16 protein-coding genes and 1 pseudogene are annotated in these 18988 nt (G+C 71.2%); 12 read left to right on the top strand and 5 right to left on the bottom strand.

What is annotated here, in order from left to right:
- Nucleotides 1–1146 (bottom strand): hypothetical protein, encoded by a 1146-nt coding sequence (locus tag ACFWUY_RS07675; RefSeq protein WP_384103175.1) that lies wholly within the window; start codon nt 1144–1146, stop codon nt 1–3.
- Complete coding sequence (locus tag ACFWUY_RS07670; RefSeq protein ID WP_384103172.1) at nt 1143–2693, bottom strand: class I adenylate-forming enzyme family protein; 1551 nt, start codon at nt 2691–2693, stop codon at nt 1143–1145. The genes ACFWUY_RS07675 and ACFWUY_RS07670 overlap by 4 nt, the downstream gene beginning before the upstream one ends.
- 579 nt (nt 2694–3272) lie before the next feature.
- Between ACFWUY_RS07670 and argH the strand changes: the two genes are divergently transcribed.
- The 5 genes from argH to ACFWUY_RS07645 all read left to right on the top strand — a co-directional run bounded on the left by argH (nt 3273) and on the right by ACFWUY_RS07645 (nt 8360).
- Nucleotides 3273–4802 (top strand): argininosuccinate lyase, encoded by a 1530-nt coding sequence (gene argH / locus ACFWUY_RS07665; RefSeq protein ID WP_384103169.1) that lies wholly within the window; start codon nt 3273–3275, stop codon nt 4800–4802.
- A gap of 46 nt (nt 4803–4848) precedes the next feature.
- Nucleotides 4849–6021, top strand: coding sequence for an argininosuccinate synthase (locus ACFWUY_RS07660; RefSeq protein WP_384103162.1), 1173 nt, complete (start codon nt 4849–4851; stop codon nt 6019–6021).
- Nucleotides 6022–6038: 17 nt separating this feature from the next.
- A complete protein-coding gene (locus ACFWUY_RS07655; RefSeq protein ID WP_384103159.1) occupies nt 6039–6986 on the top strand; it encodes a methionyl-tRNA formyltransferase in 948 nt (315 codons plus the stop codon).
- Nucleotides 6987–7058: 72 nt separating this feature from the next.
- Nucleotides 7059–7910: an EamA family transporter gene (locus ACFWUY_RS07650; protein ID WP_384103156.1), complete on the top strand. Its 852-nt coding sequence runs from the start codon at nt 7059–7061 to the stop codon at nt 7908–7910.
- Nucleotides 7911–7952: 42 nt separating this feature from the next.
- The gene (locus tag ACFWUY_RS07645) at nt 7953–8360 is read left to right on the top strand and encodes a hypothetical protein (RefSeq protein ID WP_384103153.1); all 408 of its coding nucleotides are present in this window, start codon (nt 7953–7955) and stop codon (nt 8358–8360) included.
- Between the two features lie 305 nt (nt 8361–8665).
- On the opposite strand, the gene ACFWUY_RS07640 is transcribed toward ACFWUY_RS07645, so the two are convergent.
- The gene (locus ACFWUY_RS07640) at nt 8666–9415 is read right to left on the bottom strand and encodes an enoyl-CoA hydratase/isomerase family protein (RefSeq protein ID WP_384103328.1); all 750 of its coding nucleotides are present in this window, start codon (nt 9413–9415) and stop codon (nt 8666–8668) included.
- 121 nt (nt 9416–9536) lie between these two features.
- Nucleotides 9537–9743: a hypothetical protein gene (locus tag ACFWUY_RS07635; RefSeq protein WP_384103150.1), complete on the bottom strand. Its 207-nt coding sequence runs from the start codon at nt 9741–9743 to the stop codon at nt 9537–9539.
- Between the two features lie 408 nt (nt 9744–10151).
- Between ACFWUY_RS07635 and ACFWUY_RS07630 the strand changes: the two genes are divergently transcribed.
- From ACFWUY_RS07630 to ACFWUY_RS07615, 4 genes are all read left to right on the top strand, one after another.
- Nucleotides 10152–11162, top strand: coding sequence for a LuxR C-terminal-related transcriptional regulator (locus tag ACFWUY_RS07630; RefSeq protein WP_384103147.1), 1011 nt, complete (start codon nt 10152–10154; stop codon nt 11160–11162).
- A 191-nt stretch (nt 11163–11353) separates the two neighbouring features.
- Nucleotides 11354–12508, top strand: a complete 1155-nt coding sequence (gene argJ, locus ACFWUY_RS07625) for a bifunctional glutamate N-acetyltransferase/amino-acid acetyltransferase ArgJ (protein ID WP_384103144.1) — start codon at nt 11354–11356, stop codon at nt 12506–12508.
- A 317-nt stretch (nt 12509–12825) separates the two neighbouring features.
- Nucleotides 12826–13545: an AAA family ATPase gene (locus ACFWUY_RS07620; RefSeq protein WP_384103141.1), complete on the top strand. Its 720-nt coding sequence runs from the start codon at nt 12826–12828 to the stop codon at nt 13543–13545.
- A gap of 54 nt (nt 13546–13599) precedes the next feature.
- The gene (locus ACFWUY_RS07615; RefSeq protein ID WP_384103138.1) at nt 13600–14262 is read left to right on the top strand and encodes a dienelactone hydrolase family protein; all 663 of its coding nucleotides are present in this window, start codon (nt 13600–13602) and stop codon (nt 14260–14262) included.
- Here the strand turns inward: ACFWUY_RS07615 and ACFWUY_RS07610 are convergent.
- Nucleotides 14213–15295, bottom strand: a pseudogene (locus ACFWUY_RS07610) (AAA family ATPase); the annotation flags it as partial. The gene ACFWUY_RS07615 and the pseudogene ACFWUY_RS07610 overlap by 50 nt on opposite strands.
- 152 nt (nt 15296–15447) lie before the next feature.
- On the opposite strand from ACFWUY_RS07610, the gene ACFWUY_RS07605 reads away from it, so the two are divergent.
- From ACFWUY_RS07605 to ACFWUY_RS07595, 3 genes are all read left to right on the top strand, one after another.
- Nucleotides 15448–16131, top strand: a complete 684-nt coding sequence (locus ACFWUY_RS07605) for an SMI1/KNR4 family protein (RefSeq protein WP_384103135.1) — start codon at nt 15448–15450, stop codon at nt 16129–16131.
- Between the two features lie 65 nt (nt 16132–16196).
- Nucleotides 16197–16997, top strand: coding sequence for a HEAT repeat domain-containing protein (locus ACFWUY_RS07600; protein WP_384103132.1), 801 nt, complete (start codon nt 16197–16199; stop codon nt 16995–16997).
- Between the two features lie 663 nt (nt 16998–17660).
- A complete protein-coding gene (locus ACFWUY_RS07595; RefSeq protein ID WP_384103129.1) occupies nt 17661–18884 on the top strand; it encodes a PP2C family protein-serine/threonine phosphatase in 1224 nt (407 codons plus the stop codon).
- Nucleotides 18885–18988: the final 104 nt, after the last annotated feature.

Raw genomic sequence — 18988 nt, 5'->3', positions numbered from 1 at the left:
TCAGTCGCGGTCCTTCACGTCCGGGTTCAGAAGCTCCAGGCCGATGCCGTCACGGGCACCGCGCTGCGGCGGGTGGAAGGCGATCGCGTTCAGACCGCCGGCGAGCAGGGCGGGGAAGGAGGTACGGGCGAAGGACGCGCCGCCCGCGGCCCGCAGCAGCCGGCCGCCGATGCCGCCGATCTCGTCCTCGACCCGGTCCCTCGCGGCCATCGCGCGGTTGAGCTGCTCCCCGGCGGGGGCACCGGCGTCGATCGCGCGGGCCGCGTCGAGCAGACCGGCCTCCAGGTCGCGGAGCTCCGCCGCCGCGCCGCTCCAGCCGCGCGCTCCGGGCCGCCGGTCCCGGGGGGTGGCCGCCGCGAGGCAGCAGGCGATCCCGAGGTACGAGGCGCTGATCAGCAGCTGGAACCAGCTGTAGCAGTCGGTGGCGAAGCGCCGGCCGGTCTCGCCCCGCAGGGGGAAGACCTGCTCCCGCGGCACCCGGACGTCCGACAGGCGTACGGCGTGGCTCTCCGCCGCGAGGAAGAGGGGGCTGCTCCAGAACGGCTCGCGCTCCATGCCCTCGGCCCCGGCGTCCACGAAGGCCTGCGCGTATCCGTCGGGCGAGCCGTCCGGCGCGCGCAGCTCGACCATCAGCGACAGCATGTCCATGCTGCGGGACAGGGAGCAGGGCCGCTTCAGGCCGCTGACGCGGTAGCCGGCGGCGTCGCGCACGGCCTGGCTCCCCAGGCTCCGCAGGTCCCGGCCGGGAGTCGACTCGGCGCCGCCGGAGGCGATGAGCCGGGCCTCGCGGGCGATGCCCCGGAGAATGGTCCGGGCGCCCTCGTCGCCGGAGGTCGCCACCTGGCCGAGCGCGGCGATCTTGTAGTGGTGCATGGTCGTCGCGATGGCCGCGGACGGGGCCATCGATCCGAGCGCGACCTGGAAGCGCACCGCCTCCTCGGCCGACGTCCCCTTGCCGCCGCAGGCCTTGGGGATGAGCATCGTCGTGGCGCGGGTCCGCTTCAGGAGCGTGAACACGGCGCTCGCGTCCTGTTCGTGGTCCGTCGGCGTGCCGGCCGCCAGCGCGGCGTGCAGTCCGTCCGCCACGCCGTCGAGCCGGTCCGGCGCGTCCGCGAGGAACCTCTCCTCGTTCGGTCCACTGGTCACTCGGCATCCCTCTTCCCGGTGCTCATGAGCTGCCTCACGGCGGCGTAGTCGGTCTTGCCGAGCGGTGTGCGCGGCAGTGCCCCGGCGAACTCGTACCGCTGGGGCAGCTGGTGGGAGAGCAGGCGCTCGTCGAGCAGCCGGCGCACCGCGCCCAGGTCGAACCCGGGGCCGGTGACGAGCAGGGCGGCGACCCGTTCGGTGGTTCCGGCGTCGGGGACGCCGACCACCGCGCTCTCCAGCACCCCGGGGCACTCGCGCAGCGCGGCCTCGACCTCCAGCGGGCCGACCTTGTTCCCCGCGACGTTGATGAAGCCCGACCGGCGGCCGAGGACGTACCAGCCGTCCTCGTCGGCCCGGACGAGGTCGTGGGTCCGCAGCCAGCCGTCCTCGAACATCTCCGCGGTCGCGGCGGGGTCCCGGTAGTAGCCGCGGGCCAGCGCGGGACCGCGCACGTAGAGCTCGTGGACGTCCGGGGTCCCCGCGCCCCCGGCCGCCACCGGTTCCAGCCGGTGTTCCACGCCGGCGACGGGCCTGCCGACGGAGCCCTTGCCGACGTACTCCTTGTCGAAGCAGATGGCGGCGATCTCGGACAGGCCGTACACCTGCCGCAGCGGCAGGCCGTACCGCTCCAGGAACGCCTCCTGGGTGCTCGTCCCCAGCGGCGCGCTGCCGGCGACGGCCAGCCGGAGCGTCCGGAGCGCCGTCGCCGGCACCCCGCGCACGGAGGTGAGCATCCGGTACATGAGCGGCAGCCCGCTCATCACCGTGACGCCCCGCTCCTCGATGCGGCGGGCGAGCCCCCGTCCCGTCAGCCGGGAGCCCTGGGCGAACACCACCGTCGCGCCGTTCAGGAGTCCGGGCAGCGTCAGGATGTCGATGCCGTGGCAGTGCGACAGCGGGAGCGCGCACAGCACCACGTCCGACGGGACGAGCTCCAGCTCGCCGCTCCACAGCCGGACCCTGGTCGCGATGGCCGCCTGGCTCATCACGATGCCCTTGGGCTCGCCCGTCGAACCGGACGTGCAGTGCACGACGAAGTCCCCGGCCTCGTATCCGCTCCTGGCCCTGGCGCGGTGCAGGTCGGCGTCGGGCACCGGTGCGAGGCGGAAGGAGCCCGAGCCGTCCGGGCCGGGGCCGTCCACGGCCAGCCGGGTCAGGTCGAACCGGGCGCAACCGCGCTCCCTCTCCCGCTCGGAGAGCCGGTCGTCGAGGAGGACCGTGATCACGCCGAGCTTCGCCGCGGCCAGGTAGAGGGCGACGAAGGCGACCGGGGACCCGACGGCGAGGCCCAGGACGTCGTCCCCGTCGAGTTCCGCCGTCAGGCGCCCGGCCGCGGTCTCCACCGCGTCGAGCAGCGTCGCGTACGACGAGACGGTGCCGTCGTGGTCGACGACCGCGGGTGCGTGCGGTGTCGCGAGGGCCACGGTCCGGAAGGCCGTGTACAACTCGCCGTGGTCTTCCGGGGCGTTCTCGGCGCCGGCCGCCGGCCCCGGCTCCTCGGCCGGAGTCACCGCGCCGGGACCTGTAACGGCCACACGCCTGTCCATTGTTTCCTTCTTTCTTTTTCCACTTCCCGGAATCGGGTGGCGATCGACGTCCGAAGACGTCGCCGTCCATGGCCCGTGAACGCCCTGCGCAAGAATGTGGGAACAACTCGCCGGGCTTTCTGGACGAGTTCGGGAGGCGTGACGCGCGGTCATCCGGGCACCCGTTTTTCACAGGGGTCGGCCTGCGCCCCGAATCCCCGTCGTACGGGGAGATCCGACGGCGATGGAAACGTGAATCAACTCAAGGGCACCGCCCGGACAAACGCCGGTGACTTTCGACGTTCACTCGACGAGCAACGTGACGAAATCACAGAGCCGCCGGTCGGACAAGGCCGTTTCACATAGCGAGACATACAGGTGGGCGGCATAACGGCCCTACTGGTAGGGGGATTTGAGCCGACGGCGCGAGCCCGGTCCGTTTCCGAATCCGAGCGCGACATGCTGGCCATGTCCGGTCACGTCCTTACGCGGCCAGCCGGTGGCCATGGACAGTTCCTCGGACGTCCCCGGATGATCGAATCCGATGTCGGCAGCCGGAAAACACGGCTGGAACCGCGCCAGATCAAAGGAAGTATTTACATGACCGACAAGTTGTGGGGCGGCCGTTTCGACGAGGACATCACGCCCGATGTGCTCGACTACACGCTCACGACGGATGTCGATGTCCGCCTCGTCTTCGCCGACCTCTGGCAGGACATGGCGCACGTGCTGATGATCGGGCGCCAGGGCGTCATTCCAGAGGAAACCGCGAGCGCGATCCTCGGCTCGCTGCTGAAGCTCTGGGAACAGCACGAGCGCGGCGAGCTGAAGCTGCGCCCGGAACTCGAGGACGTCCACTTCAACATCGAGCAGATGGTCATCGAGGACCTCGGTCGCGAGGTCGGCGGCCACATGCACACCGCACGGTCCCGCAACGACCAGGTCTCCACCGACGCCCGCATGTACCTGCGGCGCGCCCAGCTCGACGCGGTCGCCGCGAACCTGGCCCTGATCGAGGAGCTCCTCTCCTTCCCGGAGGAGGACCTGCTCTCGATCCTCCCGGGCTACACGCACAGCCAGGCCGCGCAGCCCGTCTCCGTGGGCTTCTGGAAGACGGCGCACGCCAGCATGCTGCTGCGCGACGTCCGACGGCTGCGCGGTGCCTTCGAGCGGACGGACGAGTCGCCGCTCGGCGCCTGCGCGCTGGCCGGCACCTCCTTCCCGCTCGACCGCGAGACCACCGCCCGCCTGCTGGGATTCGGCGGCGTCCTGAGCCACGCCCTCGACGCCACCAGCGCGCGCGACTACCTCATCGAGACCGCCTCGGCCTTCGCGCTCGGAGGGAACAACCTCTCCCGCATGGCCGAGGAGATCGTGATGTGGAGCGGGCACGAATACAGCCTGGTCCAGGTGTCCGACGCCTACGCCACCGGCAGCTCGATCATGCCGCAGAAGAAGAACCCGGTCGTCGCCGAGCTGACCCGCGGCCGGTCGGGCCGCACCGTCGGCACACTCGTCCAGCTGCTCACCATGGCCAAGGGCGTGACCCTCGGATACAGCTGCGACCTCCAGGACGACAAGCCGTACCTGTGGAACGCCACCGACACCTACCTGTCGACCCTGCGCATCGTCGCCGGCCAGACCCGCGGGCTCCGGTTCGACGGCGAGCGCGGCGAGAACCTCTGCTGGGACAACTTCTCCACCGCCACCGAGCTGGCCAACTACCTGGTCTCCGACCACGGCATCCCCTTCCGGGAGGCCCACCACATCACCGGCACGCTCGTCTCCGCCCTGATCAAGGACGGCGCGACGCTGCGGGACACCGCCGCCGGCGCGCGGATCCTCGCCGAACTCGGCCATCCGGTCGAGGAGTCGGTGCTGGCGCACATCTTCGCCCCCCGCACCGCGGTGACCAGTTACACCAGCCCCGGCGGCACCTCCCCGCAGAGCGTCGAGGCCGTCCGCACCGAGCTGCGGAGCGCCGTCGAGGGGCACGCGGAGTGGCTGGAGGCGACGCGGCAGAAGCTGCGGACCGCGCACGAGGCCACGCTGCGGGCCGCCCGCGAGGTCGCCGGCGGCGCGGAGACCGCCAAGGTGCTCGACGCCGTACTGGCCGAACTGGCCGGATGACCCCGACGGCACCGTCCCCCGCCCGCCACCGCACCCTGGAGAACACATGAAGATCGTGCTCGCCTACTCCGGAGGCCTCGACACCTCCGTGGCCCTGCACTGGCTCAAGCAGAAGTACGACGCCGAGATCATCGCCTTCTGCGCGGACATCGGCCAGCTGGAGTCGCTGGAGGCCGTCCGGGACCGGGCCCTGCGCACCGGCGCCTCGAAGGTCTACATGGAGCCGCTCTCCGACCGCTTCCTGCGGGACTTCGCCCTCCCCGCCCTGCAGGCGCACGCGCGTTACGAGAACAAGTACCTGGTGGCGGCCCCCCTCTCGCGGCCGCTGATCGCCCAGCGGATGGTCGAGATCGCGCACGCCGAGGGCGCGGACGCGGTCGCCCACGGCGCCACCGGCAAGGGCAACGACCAGGTGCGCTTCCACACCAGCGTCACCGCGCTCGACCCGAGGCTGAAGGTGCTCGCCCCGGTCATCGACTGGGAGCTGACCACCCGGGAGTCGGAGCTCGCCTACGCCAGGGAGCACGGCATCGAGGTGTCGGTCACCAAGGAGAACCCCTACAGCATCGACACCAACATCTGGGGAACCAGCATCGAGTGCGGCGAGCTCGACGACGTCGAGCAGCCCCCGCCGGCCCGGGCCTGGCAGCTCACGACCGACCCCAAGTCGGCACCGGACCAGGCCGAACAGGTCACCATCGGCTTCGCCGGCGGCGTGCCCGTCACCCTCGACGGCGAGAAGCTGGAGCTGACCGAGCTGGTGGGCCGGCTGAACACCGTGGCCGCGCGCCACGGCGTGGGCCGCGTCGACATCGTCGAGAGCCGCATCGTCGGCTTCAAGACCCGCGGCATCTACGAGGCGCCCGCCGCGACCGTGCTGATGGCCGCGCACGAGGAGCTCGAGGCGATCGTCCTGGACCGCGAGACGCTGCACCACAAGCAGTCACTCGCTCTGCGCTACTCCGAACTCGCCTACTACGGCTACTGGTTCTCCGACCTGCGCCGTGCGCTCGACGGCTTCGTCGCCACCCTGCAGCCGCAGGTCAACGGCGAGATCACCATGGAGCTCTTCAAGGGTTCCTGCACGGTGGTCAGCCGGAAGTCCCCGAACTCGCGATACAGCGGTTCGCTCGCCACCTACGAGGCCGGCGACACCTTCGACCACAAGGCGGGCGCCGGCTTCGCCTACGTATGGTCCCTGCCGCTCACGCGGCCGTGACCGGAAAGGCAGCACGCATGCGCGTCGTCTTCATGGGCTACCAGACCTGGGGCCACCGAGTCCTGGAAGCTCTCCTCGAGTCCGAGCACGAAGTCCCGCTCGTCATCACCCACCCGGCGAGCAACCACGCCTACGAGACCATTTGGAACGACTCCGTCGTCGCCCTCGCCGAGCGGCACGGCATACCCGTCCTGGTCCGCAAGTACGCCAACGACGAGGAGGTGGCCGAGCGCCTGCGGGAGCTGGAGCCCGACCTGCTGGTCTCCTCGGACTGGCGCACCTGGGTCGCCCCGGAGATCTACTCCCTCGCCACCCACGGCGCCATCAACGTCCATGACGCCCTGCTGCCCCGCTACGGCGGCTTCGCGCCGCTCAACTGGGCGCTCGTCAACGGCGAGCCCGAGGTCGGCGTCACCGTGCACTTCATGAACGAGGACTTCGACCTCGGCGACATCGTGGTGCAGAAGCGCGTGGCGGTGGAGGACAAGGACACCGTCACGGACCTCTTCCACAAGACCATCGACCTGTTCGCCCCGGCGGTCCTGGAGTCGCTGGAGCTGATCGGTTCGGGACGCACCGACTGGACCCCGCAGGACCCGGCGCAGGCCACCTTCTTCCACAAGCGGTCCGTCGAGGACAGCCGGATCGACTGGAACTGGCCGGCGAAGGACATCGCCAACCTGACCAGGGCCCAGGTCGACCCGTACCCCAACGCCTTCGCGTACTACAAGGGGGAGCGCGTCCGCATCCTGGCCGCTTCGGTGTCGTCCCTGCGGCTCGGCGGCACCGTCGGCCGGGTCTTCCGCCCCGAGGGCGAGGGCGTGGCGATCGTCTGCGGCCCCCACGCGCGCGGGGGGGCGGAGTACGGACTGGTCGTGGAACGCGTCCGCACGGACGACGGCGTCGAGCACCGCGGCGTCGACTTCTTCCGGACCATGGGCGGCTACCTCACCAGCCACCCGTAACCCTCTTCCGATCCGTTCCCTGGGGTGGCCCGTCCACGGGCCACCCCAGGTCTCTTCTCCAAGGAGTTCCTGGTGAACCTGTTCCTGGCCCTCGCCTCGGCGATGGTGCTCGGCGCGGGCGACTTCGTCGGCGGACTCGCGGCCAAGAAGGCCCGAGCCGTCGTCGTGGTCGTCTGGTCGAACGCCGCCGGGCTGGCCACCGCACTCGCCCTCGTCGGACTGCTCTCCCGGTCGGGCAGCAGCTGGCACGAGGTCTTCTGGGGCTCGCTCGCCGGACTGTGCGGAAGCGCGGGGGCCGTGCTGCTCTACCGGGCGCTGGCCGGCGGCGTGATGAGCCTGGTCGCCCCGACCACCGCGGCCGCCGCCGCCGCGCTGCCCGTCGTCGCCGGCGTCCTGACGGGCGACCGGCTCTCCGGGGTGGCCGTGCTCGGCGTCGTGTGCGCCCTGGCCGCCGTCCTGCTCGTCTCGCTGAGCGGCGACGGGGCCGGCGAGCCGGACGACCGGCGGAAGATGCTGCGCAGTCTGGGCCTGGCCCTGCTCGCCGGTGCCGGGTTCGGCGCCTTCTTCGTCTTCCTGGCCCGCACGCCGAGCGACACGAGCCTGTGGCCCCTGGTGTGGGCCCGCTGCGCCTCGCTCACCGCGATCCTGCTCCTGGTGGTCCTGGTCCGGCGCACCTCGCCGAGGCTGTCCGGCCGGCCCGCCCGGCTCGCCCTGCTCTCCGGTGTGCTCGACATGGGATCGAGCGCGCTCTTCCTCGTCGCGGTCAGGGACGGGAGCCTCGCCGTCATCGGACTGCTGGCGTCGCTGTACCCGATCAGCACCGTGCTGCTGGCCCGGGTGCTGCTCAAGGAGCGCATCCGGGCGATCCAGCACCTCGGAGTGGTCCTGGCCGTGGGCAGCGTCGTCCTCTTCGCCTGGAACTGACCCCCGGCATGCCGCCCGTCCCCCTCACCACCGGAGGTTCCCGTGCCCGCCACCGATCCCATCCTGCCCCCGACGAACGGAATGATCCGAAGGAGCGGATCCGCCGCCCGTGAAGCCGCCCCGGAGCCCGAGACGGTCTCCCTCGACGCGCTCGCCGCGCGGCGCGCCCGCTCCCTCCCCCGCGCCGTCCGCTACGAGCTCAAGGGCATGGTCCTCACCCTGCCCCCCTGGCGGTCGCTCCCCGTCGACCTGCCCGGGAGGGCCGGCGGGGACACGCTGGAGATCCTGCGGGTGGTGCTGGGGGAGGAGCGGATCCGGGAGATGGCGGCCGCGGGCTTCACCCTGGGCCACCTGGAGGTCATCGGCGAGCACTGGCGCCGCCGTGACGACCCGGGTGCCGGGCCCGGCCCGTTCCCCCCGGCCGGCTCCCGTCCCGGAGAGCCCCGGTGAGGGGGTTCCGCGGCTGGAGGAAGCTCCTTCTCGGGAGAAGCCCCCGCGGCCGGGCCGGTACGGACCCCGGGGCGCCCGGCGGCGAGGACACCGGAACGCACTCGTGGTCCCTGCACCTGCCGGGACCGGACGGTGTGGCGCTGACCCGGGACCGGGCCCGGGAGGAGCGCCCGCCCCGGTCCGGGACGTGACGAGGGAGACGAGGAAGACCGCCGCTTCGGTCGAAGCGGCGGTCTCGTCGTACGCGGTCGCGGCGGCCCTGCGCACCGGGCGGTCAGGAGGGCGGCGAGCCAGGAGGGCGGCGGTCAGGCCTTCCCGATGACGCGCCGCATGCGCCGCTGCGCCTCGCCCGCGGAGAAGGCCGTGCGGTGGGACCTCTTGCCCTCCTCGCGCACCCGCTGCAGGCCTCGTACGAAGGGGCCGTTCACGCGCGAACGGGTCGACTGCACGGCGGCCGTCGTGTAGCCGGCGATGCGGCGCGCCCTGTCGAGGGCCCGGCCCAGCAGCTCCTCGGGAGCGGTCACCTCGTGCAGGAGCCGGTCGGCGAGCGCGCGTTCGGCCGGCCACTCGTCGCAGGTGTAGAGCATGTCCTGCATGACGCTGCGGCCGACCACCGTCTCCAGCATGTAGCCGCCGAAGTTGCAGGCGATCCCGACGCGGAACTCCGGCATCACGAGCTTGGCCGAGCTGCTGCCGATGCGCAGGTCGCAGCAGAGGGCGATCTGCAGCCCGACGCCGATCGCGTATCCGTCGATGGCGGCCACGACGGGCTTGGAGATGCCGGCGACGGTGCTGTACAGCGTGGTGATGTCGTCGATCCACGCGTCGACCTCGTCGCCGCCGTGGAACTCCGACACCTCGTTGAAGTCGCCACCGGCGCCGAAGGACCGGTCCGGTCCGCCGTACAGGACCACGCAGGCGACGTCGTCGTTGCCGTCCAGGTCGAGCAGGAGCTCGGTCAGTTCACGCATGCGCGAACTGCTGAACGGGTTCTGCTCATGTGCCTGCGAGAACTCGACGAGGGCGACCCCTTCGGGCAGCAGCTCGCATTCCATGCTCACCGCCGCAGTACTGATCGATGACACCCAGCAGCCCTTCTGTGAAGATCGGAATTTCTCGACCCCGGCAGCGGGGCGGGGTGACGTGACCGTCACGCGATCGGCGGACGGGCACGTCTCAGCCCCAGGCGAAGTCGTCCCGCGCCGCCAGGGGTTCCGTCTGCTGAAGGGACGTCAGGGGGCGGGCCCCGGAGGACGCGAGCTCGGCCGGTACGGCCGCCGCCAGTCCCGCCGTGGCCACGACCGCGGCCGCGAGCGAGGACAGATTGCGACAGAGCGGGGTCCGGTTCGAACAGGTACCCATGGACATGCGACGTGCGCTCATGTGATGTAACTCCCCCAGGAAAGACGATCCCCAGCCGGGGGAGGTCTTCGTTCCGCCCGGCCGACACCTCAGCATGACCGGGCGGCGGGTGGCGGTACAGACCTGGCGGGTGTCCGTGAGCGGACATGACGGAAAGTGGACATGGACGTTTTCGTCTCGAATCGTGAGACGGAGGAAGAATGGCGAGGGTGGGCCCGAAGCCGTGAAGGATCTGAGGAGAAAGCCGCGTTCGTCGAATGATCCACAGGACGCATAACGCCTGACGGGGTCGATAACTCCCCATTCGGCGCGAAGCGTTCCGCCCGCCGCGCGCCGAGCCATCGGGAACTATGAGGTTTCATGCATGCGTATGCGGCGATCGAGGTCGCTGCTGTCGGGAGCGTTACTCAACATGGGGGTTGTCGGCGGATGAACGAGGGGGCCAATGTCATCCAGGAACTGTTCCGTTTCCTGGTCACCACACCCGGATCGACCTTACGGGACGCGCGGGAGCAGCTCCAGGCGGAAGCCGGGGCGCTCGGTTCCGCGATGGACTTCCTGATCGACAACGGGCTGGTCCGGTCGAGCCCCGCGCACCCGGCGCCGATACCGGCGTCGCCCGAGGTCGCCCTCGCCCGCGTGCTCGAACGGGAGGAGGAGTCGCTCCGGCGGCGCCTCGAGGAGCTGCACCGGGGGAAGGGCGTCCTCGCGGCGCTGAGCGAGAACCTGATGGCCATGCAGGCGGCCGGCCGAGGGGGCTTCGGGGTGACCCTCCTGGAGAGCGAGGACGAGGTGGTCTCCGCCCTGGAGAGCGCCGCCGTCCGGGCCCGCAAGGAGGTCCTCAGCATGCATCCGGGCACTCCGCTGTCGGCCAACATGCTCGCGGAGAGCATGGAGCGGAACCAGCAGGCCCTCAAGCGCGGCGTGTCCATGCGCTCGATCCACCTCGACTGCATGATCCGCATCCCCTACGGGCGGACCCATCTGCGAAACCTGCAGGAAGCGGGTGCCGAGGTGCGCGTCGCCTCCGTGCTGCCGCTCCGGCTGATCGTGGTGGACGGCACGCTCGGCTACGCCTCCACGCCTCCCCGCGAAGGCCGCTTCGCCGCACTGGAGTTCAAGGGCCCGGAGGTCGTCCACGTCCTCCTCCAGATCTTCGAGCACTGCTGGGTGCACGGAGCCGTCGTGCCACCCATCGACGAATCGGCGAACCGGGGGCCCCAGGGCCAGTCCGAGGCGGCCGACGCCGAGCTCGACGAACGGGAACGGGCACTGGTCCGGATGCTCGCCGAGGGGCTCAAGGACGTGGCGATCGCGCGATCCCTCGGCGTGTCCTCCCGCACGCTGCGCCGGCTGATGACCGACATGATGGACCGGCTGGAGGCCGACAGTCGCTTCCAGGCGGGCGCCAGGGCGATGGCCCGGGGCTGGCTCGACTGACCCCGGGGCCGGGGCGGGGCTTCTTCGGGCGGGCCACGCATATGTATGGCGTTTATGCATACGAGCCGAAGAGTTCCATCGCCCATGTCGTCCGGCGCACTTCGTGGAATCGTGCAACGCTTCTACGCTAAGTAAGTATGCTGCCCTTGACATTTTGATGCAGTGAGAGTCTGAGTGAAAGGTGATGGGCCATGAGCCTGGAAGTACCCCTGGGGTTTCGCTCGTACAGCGCCAACATGGGACTGAAGGACACCGCGCACGACTTCACGGTGGTGGTGTCGGAGGTTCCGGCCGTCTCCGCGGCGGTGTTCACCAAGTCGCGCTTCGCCGGCCCGAGCGTCGTCCTCAGCCGTGACGACGCCGCCCTGCGGCGGAGCCGCGGCATGGTGGTCGTCTCCCGCAACGCCAACGTGGCGACCGGAAAGGTCGGCGCGGCGCACGCGGAGGAGGTGCGCAGGCTCGCCGCGGAGAAGGCCGGGGTCCTGCCCGAGGAGCTGGTGATCGGGTCGACGGGCGTGATCGGACGGCCCTACCCCATCGAGAGCATCCGCGAGGGCATCGCCAAGATGCCGACGCCCCTGCCGCCCGCCGACTTCGAGGCGGCCGCCGCCGCCATCATGACCACCGACACCCGCACCAAGTCCGTGTACCTGCGGTGCGGCGACGCCGTCGTCGTGGGCATCGCGAAGGGCGTCGGCATGATCGAGCCCAACATGGCGACGCTGCTGACCTTCTTCTTCACCGACGCCGAGATCGAGGCGGAGCGGCTCGACGCCGTCTTCCGCCGGGTGGTCGACAAGACGTTCAACGCGCTCAGCATCGACACCGACACCTCGACGAGCGACACCGCGGCCGTGTTCGCCAACGGTCTGGCGGGGCCGGTGGACGAGGCGGAGTTCGAGCAGGTGCTGTACCGGGCCGCGCTGTCCCTGGTCCGGAACATCGCCTCGGACGGCGAGGGCGCCGCCAAACTCCTTGAGGTGCGGGTCACCGGCGCCCGCGACACGGCCCAGGCGAAGAGGGTGGGCAAGGCGGTGGTGAACTCGCCGCTGGTCAAGACCTCGGTGCACGGCGCGGACCCCAACTGGGGGCGCGTGGCGATGGCCATCGGCAAGCTCGACGAGGAGCTCGACATCGAGCCGGTCCGGGTGCGGATCCACTACGGCGACCTTGAGATGTTCCCCGAGGAGCCGGACGACGCCATGCTCGAGCGCGCCCGCGACTACCTCTCCGGGGACGAGGTCGTCGTCCACGTCGAACTCGGCATCGCGGACGGCGAGTTCACCGTCTACGGATGCGACCTGACCGAGGGCTACGTCGAGCTCAACTCCGGTTACACCACCTGACCCCGACCTGATCACGTCGACGCCCGCCCCCGGGCCCGAGCGGTCGGCCCAGGACCCTCGTGCTCCGGGGGAGCGGGCATGCCCTCCTGGCAGTGACCGCGACCGTGGTCCCGGGCGCCGTCCGGGCGTGATCAGCAGGCGTACGCGGTGACCGCGGGATCGCCTCGCGGCCGTTACAGGTGGTCGTGGCGGGGTAGGCGCCCCGTGTGTCCACGGGAGGAGGGACCCGTGCCTCACGCGAACGTTCCGACCGTGCGGGACACCCCCGGGACGCCCGTCCAGGAAGAGCTGGAGGAGTGAGGAGACTACGGCGGACCATGGGCAGAGGACCGGGCTCCGCGCCGCCGGAGCCCCCGCCGCACGAGCGGACCGCGAGCGGTGGGCCTCCCGGCGGGCCGCCCGACGCGGGAGTTCTCGACGTCGCCGTGCTGGTCGGGCTGCAGGCGTCCGGAAAGTCCACCTTCTACGGACAGCTTCTGGCCGGTCGCTACGCGCTGGTCAGCAAGGACCTCTTCCCCCGCGCGGCCCGGCGCAAGCAGGAGAGGCAGATGCGCCTGGTGGAGGCCGAGCTCGCCGAGGGCCGTTCCGTGGCCGTCGACAACACGAACCCGTCGTCCGACGAGTGGCGACCGCTCGTGTCAGCCGCCCACGTCCACGGCGCGACCGTCACGGCGTACTGGTTCCCGCCGGACATCGCCGGTTCCCAACGTCGTAACGCCACACGGCAGGGCCGGGAGCGCGTACCCGACGTGGGCATCCTCGCCACGTTCACCAGACTCCGCCGGCCTACGCCCGGCGACGGGTTCGACGCCGTGTACGAGGTGCGCTTCGACGGCCGGGGCGGATTCCTGGTCCGGCCCGACACCGACGTACGAGAGGCGAAGGAGAACCGGCACAGGACAGCGGCGGCGGCGACCGGTCCGGAACCGGCCGTCCCTTCGCGAAGTCCGCGACGCGGCCAGGACACCGCTGCCGCTGTCCGCTGCCCAGGGACGTGGGCGAATCGGCCCGCGCGTGCGGACCCGTCTTCCGGGTAGTCGCTGCTGTGGGACCTGTTCCCGGCAGGACAATCAGGAAGAGCTGATCTCGACATGATCTCCAGAAAGGCGACGGTTCCCGCGGACGGTGCGCTCCTCACCGGTGAACTGGTGACTCCCGGCCCGGTTCGGTCGGTGGTCCTGTTCGCCTACGACAGCAGCGGCTCACGGCACCGTCCGCGCAATCGCACGGTCGCCGCCGCACTGCGCCGTGCCGGGTCGGGCACCTTGCTGCTCGACCTGCTGACCGAGCGTGAGGAGCGCGAGGACGCCTTGACGGTCGAGCACCGCTTCGACATTCCGCTGCTGGCGAGGCGCCTGGTGGCCGCGATCGACTGGCTGGACGAAGGCCCTGACGCGAGCGGACTTCCGGTGGGGCTGTTCGGTGCGGGCACGGTCGCGGCAGCGGCGCTGGTGGCGGCCGCCGAGCGGCCGGAACGGGTGTACGCGGTGGCTGCCTGGGAAGGCCGGCCGGACCTGGCGGGCGACGCGCTCGAACGGGTGCGCGCGCCGGTCCTGCTCATCGCCGGCGGCGACGACGGCACCGTCGTACGGCTCAACCGGGCGGCTGCCGAGCGGCTGCCCGCCCCGCACAGGGTCCTCGTGGTGAACGGCGCCCGGTACCTGTTCGAGAAGCCGGAGGCGCTGGCGCAGGTGACCGACGCCGTCAGCGACTGGTTCGTGTCCTCGGCGGCGAGCCGTCAGGCGACTGTCTGACGGCAGCGGACCAGGCAGTGGACCTGGACCGGCCGGGCGCCGCCGCGCCGCCGCGGTGCCGGGGCGCCCTACGGCGCCGGAGCGCACCACGCACCGACCTGCGGTTCGACCGTGGTCCGTGGCCGGTCCGTGGTTCCGGCCGTGCGTCCCAGGCCGCTTCCGCCTGCGGCGCCGCCCCGGTTCCGGGAGCCGTCCGGCCCACCGTGAGACGGTCGCCGTCGAGGTCGACGGTGACCGTCGAGCCGTCCGTGACGTCGCCGGCGAGCCGTCGGCGTACGTCTTCGGTCAGCAGGTCCACGACCCGCTCGATCTCGGGCAGCGTCAGCGGCTTGAAGAGGACCACGTCGTCGACCCGGTTGAGGAACTCCGGCCGGAAGTGGGCGCGCAGTTCGGCCATGACCGCGGCCCGGGCCTCCTCCTTGATCTCGCCGTCCGGCGTCACCCCTTCGAGCAGGTACTGCGAGCCGATGGTGCTGGTCATCACCACCACCGTGTTGCGGAAGTCGACGGTGTGGCCCTGGGCGTCGGTGAGGCGTCCGTCGTCGAGCAGCCGCAGCAGGGTGGTGAAGACGTCCGCGTGGGCCTTCTCCACCTCGTCGAGCAGCACGACGGAGTACGGCTTGCGGCGTACGGACTCGGTGAGCTGGCCACCTTCCTCGTAGCCGACGTATCCGGGCGGGGCGCCCATCAGACGGCTGACGGTGTGCCGTTCCTGGTACTCGCTCATGTCGAGGCGGATCATGTTGTCCTCGGTGTCGAACAGCGCGGCCGCAAGGGTGCGGGCGAGTTCGGTCTTGCCGACGCCGGTCGGGCCGAGGAACAGGAACGAACCGATGGGCCCGCGTGGGTCCTTGACCCCGGAGCGGGCGCGGATGACGGCGTCCGCCACGAGCTGGACGGCCTCGTTCTGGCCGATGACCCGCTCGTGGAGGATCTCGTCGAGCCGCAGCAGCTTCTGCCGTTCGCTCTCAAGGAGGCGGCTGACGGGGATGCCGGTCCAGCGGGCGACGATGGAGGCGATCTCGTCCTCCGTCTGGTCCAGAGCCCTGACGGCCGGCTCCGGGACGTCCACCGTCGAGACGTCGGCCTCCTTCGGCCCGGGTGGGAACGGTTTGAACTGGCCCTGCCTGGCTTCCGGGAAGGCCCGTCGGCGTCGGTGTCCGTGGCGGCGCCTACCTTTTACGCATGGCTGATCAGCGAGGGGCGGGCATCCGTCAACGGGTCGAGGCTTTGGGGACGTACCCTGCGGGCAACGAGGTGTTCGGGGCCCTGGGGCACAAGCGGGTTCTGGAGCCGCCGCTCAGTCATGCCGAGCTCGCTGAGCTCGAGGCGCAGATGAAGGTGCGGCTGCCGGAGGATTTCCGAACGTTCCTCCTTCGTGTGGGCGCGGGTGGCGCTGGTCCCGCCTATGGCGTGTTCCCGGTGCGGCGAGTGCAAGGCCGCTGGCGGTGGGAGGGCGACGGCGCCGACCTGGCAGACCTGTCCCGGCTTGCCGAGCCCTTTCCCGAGCAGGGCCCGGACCCGAAGCTGCTGGAGGAACTGGCGGCCCAGCACCCTGAGGAAGAGGACTTCGACGAAGCCGAAGAGTTCGACGACGCCATCGAGGCGTGGGACGAACGCTGGAACGCCGTCATGTTCAACCCTGATCGCACCGTCGGTGCCGTCGTCGTCTCCCACCGCGGCTGCGCCACGCGTGATTGGCTGGTGATCAGCGGCGCGCATCGAGGCACGATGTGGACCGACGGCCGTGCGGACGAGGTCGACCTCGCCCCACTGCGCAACGACGACGGGGCTCCGGTGACTTTCGCTCGCTGGTACACCGACTGGCTGCGCCACGCCGAGCGCACAGCGCTGGATCAACCTGGATGATCGATGGTGCTGTGTCCCGTACGCGCAGTCGATGCCGTGGGATGGGGCACCTAATATCCCGTGTCATGGCGATGTTCGTGCACTTGACCTCAGCGGCGAACGCGCCGCGCATCCGGCGGTCCGGGATCCGGGCGGTCAGCCACGGACAGGGCAGCGCGCGGGGGGTCTACTGCTTCCCGGTCCTGCCGTCGTACACCCTCACCCACCAATGGCTGCGCGAGCTGGCCCGTTTCGGCAGCCGGGGCGGGCTTGTGGCAGTCCACGTGCGACTCGACGACGCCCAGGACGTGCTGGTAGGACGCTATACCGACCGGGCGCGGGATGCCCAGGCCACCGTTTCCGCGTCAGAGGCGGTGCGGCGGATCGCGGCCCTGGAGGACCCGCGCGGGTGGGAGGTGTTCGTCCCCCGGGCGATCCGGCCGCGTGAAGTGCACCGGGTCCGCGCCGCGCCGCAGGTGGCGGGCTGGCGCTACCTGCCGGACGCGCACGGTGCGCGCCCCTGCACCTGTTTCGGGTGCCGCGTGCGCGGCGGGTACGGGGCGCGGCGCCTGCGCGAGCGGCTGCCGCATCCGCTGGACGGTCCGCCGCCACCCTCCAGAGTGCTGCTCGCCCGGGTCGAAGCAGGTGACCCCGGGGACCCGGCCGCGCTGCGGGAGGCGCTGCACTGGTTCGGAATGCGTCGGCGCGGCCCGCTCGCCCGGTTGAGCCGCCTCGCCACCCACCCCGACCCCGGTGTGCGGGAGGACCTGGTGTGGGCGGTCGCCCGTTGGTCCACCCCGGGCGTCACCGAACTGCTGGACGGCCTCGCCGGCGACCCGCACTCAGACGTCCGGGAGGCGGTGGAAGCAGTCCGCGATCCGCAATGACCACCGACCCCCTTCGCCTCGCGCACGTTTCCTCCCGCAGCGCCAAGGCCGGTCTCCGCCGCACCGGCGCGGTGAACCCTTCGGTTGCGGAGCAGGCACCGATCACCCCCTGTACGGCCGGGTGGACCTGCTCCGTCCCGACTGGCTCGCCACCCGGCGAGAAGCGCCTCTCGCCACGACAGCCGTACGACCACGTCGTCGTTCTGGACCAGCAGGCGCGCCATGGGCTGCCGCCTCCCTCCGTACCCACGTCATGATCGCGGGAGGGCGACGCGGTCGTCCGCGCGGTCGTCCGCCGGACGACAGGGAGCCGGTGCCCTCGGCCGGTTCGTTCGCGGGGGTGTCTTCACCACGGCGAAACCGTGTCCCGGGGTACTGCCCTTTCGCGTCGGACGGGAAGGGGTGCCGTATCCCTTCGAACGGCCGACGGTCGAACACGTCTCCACGTGCTTTCCGGAGTGCCCCTTCCGGTGCCGTCCCATCCTTCGCGGTCCGGCCCACTTCGGGTCGTCGTCGTCCGGGCGGCGGGACAGGGGGCACGACGTGCGCCGACGTGCGCCGACGTGCGCCGACGTGCGCCGACGTGCGCCGACGTGAGCTGAGGACGTCGCCCGCCGTCGCCCTGGGTGGTGGGGGCGAGCCCTTCGTCGCAGGATGAGGTTCATGGCTCCTGCCACCGGTGATACGCGCATGCTGGAAGGACTGCTCAGGGCCAGCCACACGGCCGCGTTCGAGCAGCTTCCGGCGTTGGTGAGGCGGCATGCCGCGGCGGCGGGTTTCCACCGGGCGCGCATCTACGTGGTGGACCTGCGCGAGGACACGCTGCGCGAGGTCACAGGAGAGGGCCTCGACGCCGGCCGGGGCGGTGAGGAACTGAAGGTCGACGGCACCCTGGCGGGACGGGTCTTCCAGACCCTGCGCGTCCGTTCCGCCCCCGGTCAAGGGAACATCCAGTACTGGATCCCCCTCCTGGACGGCACGGAGCGCCTCGGCGTCCTGGGCCTCACCCTCCGGAAGGAGCCGGACGACGAGGCCGTCCAGGCCATGGAGGACCTCGCTTCCGTGGTCGGGCTGATGCTCGTCTCCCAACGGCCGCACAGCGACTCCTACGCCCGGCTCACCCGCCTGGAACCCATGTCGGTGTCGGCGGAGATGCAGTGGACGCTGATGCCCCCGCGCACCTACACCGGCCCCAGGGTCACCATCGCCGCGGCCATGGAGCCCGCCTACGCCACCGCGGGGGACGCCTTCGACTACGCGACGGCGGGCGATGTCGCCCACCTCGCGATCTTCGACGCCATGGGCCACGACACGGCCGCCGGCCTCACCGCCAACCTCGCGATGGCCACCTGCCGCAACCAGCGCCGCCAGGGCGCGAGCCTCAACCGGGCACGGGACGGCATCGAGAGCATGCTGATCGAGCAGTTCACCCACGACCGCTACGCCACCGCCGTCCTCGCCGACCTCGACCTGGACACCGGCCTCCTCTCCTGGATCAACTGCGGGCACCTGCCGCCCGTCCTCATCCGCGAAGGCCGCTGGATCACCGTGCTCGACCGTCCGCCCAGCCACCCGCTGGGCACCGAACTCGGCCTGCCCGCCCACGTCCACCGGGAACAGCTCCAGGCCGGCGACCGGCTCATCCTTCACACCGACGGCATCACCGAGGCCCGCGACCGCCACGGCCGCGAGTTCGGACTCGACCACTTCCTCGATTTCATCGTCCGGCAACAGGCCGCCGCACTACCGGTCCCGGAAACCCTGCGCCGCCTCGTACACGCCGTACTCGAACACCACGACGGACAACTCAACGACGACGCCACCGTCCTCCTCGCCGAATGGCACGGCCCACGAACAGAACAGACCCGACGACGGCGGACAGACTGATCACGCCGGCTTCCTCGCGCGCCTCCGAGGCCCGGGCCGTGCCGACCGCGACCGTGTTTTGCCGACGGCACGAGGGCAGGCGCGCCGAAAAGTCCTGTACCGGC

Source organism: Streptomyces sp. NPDC058664 (assembly GCF_042716635.1).
In the GTDB taxonomy this organism is placed as follows: Bacteria; Actinomycetota; Actinomycetes; order Streptomycetales; family Streptomycetaceae; genus Streptomyces.
The sequence above is the reverse complement of the archived record's forward strand: the minus strand, read 5'-3'. Positions and strand labels throughout refer to the sequence as shown.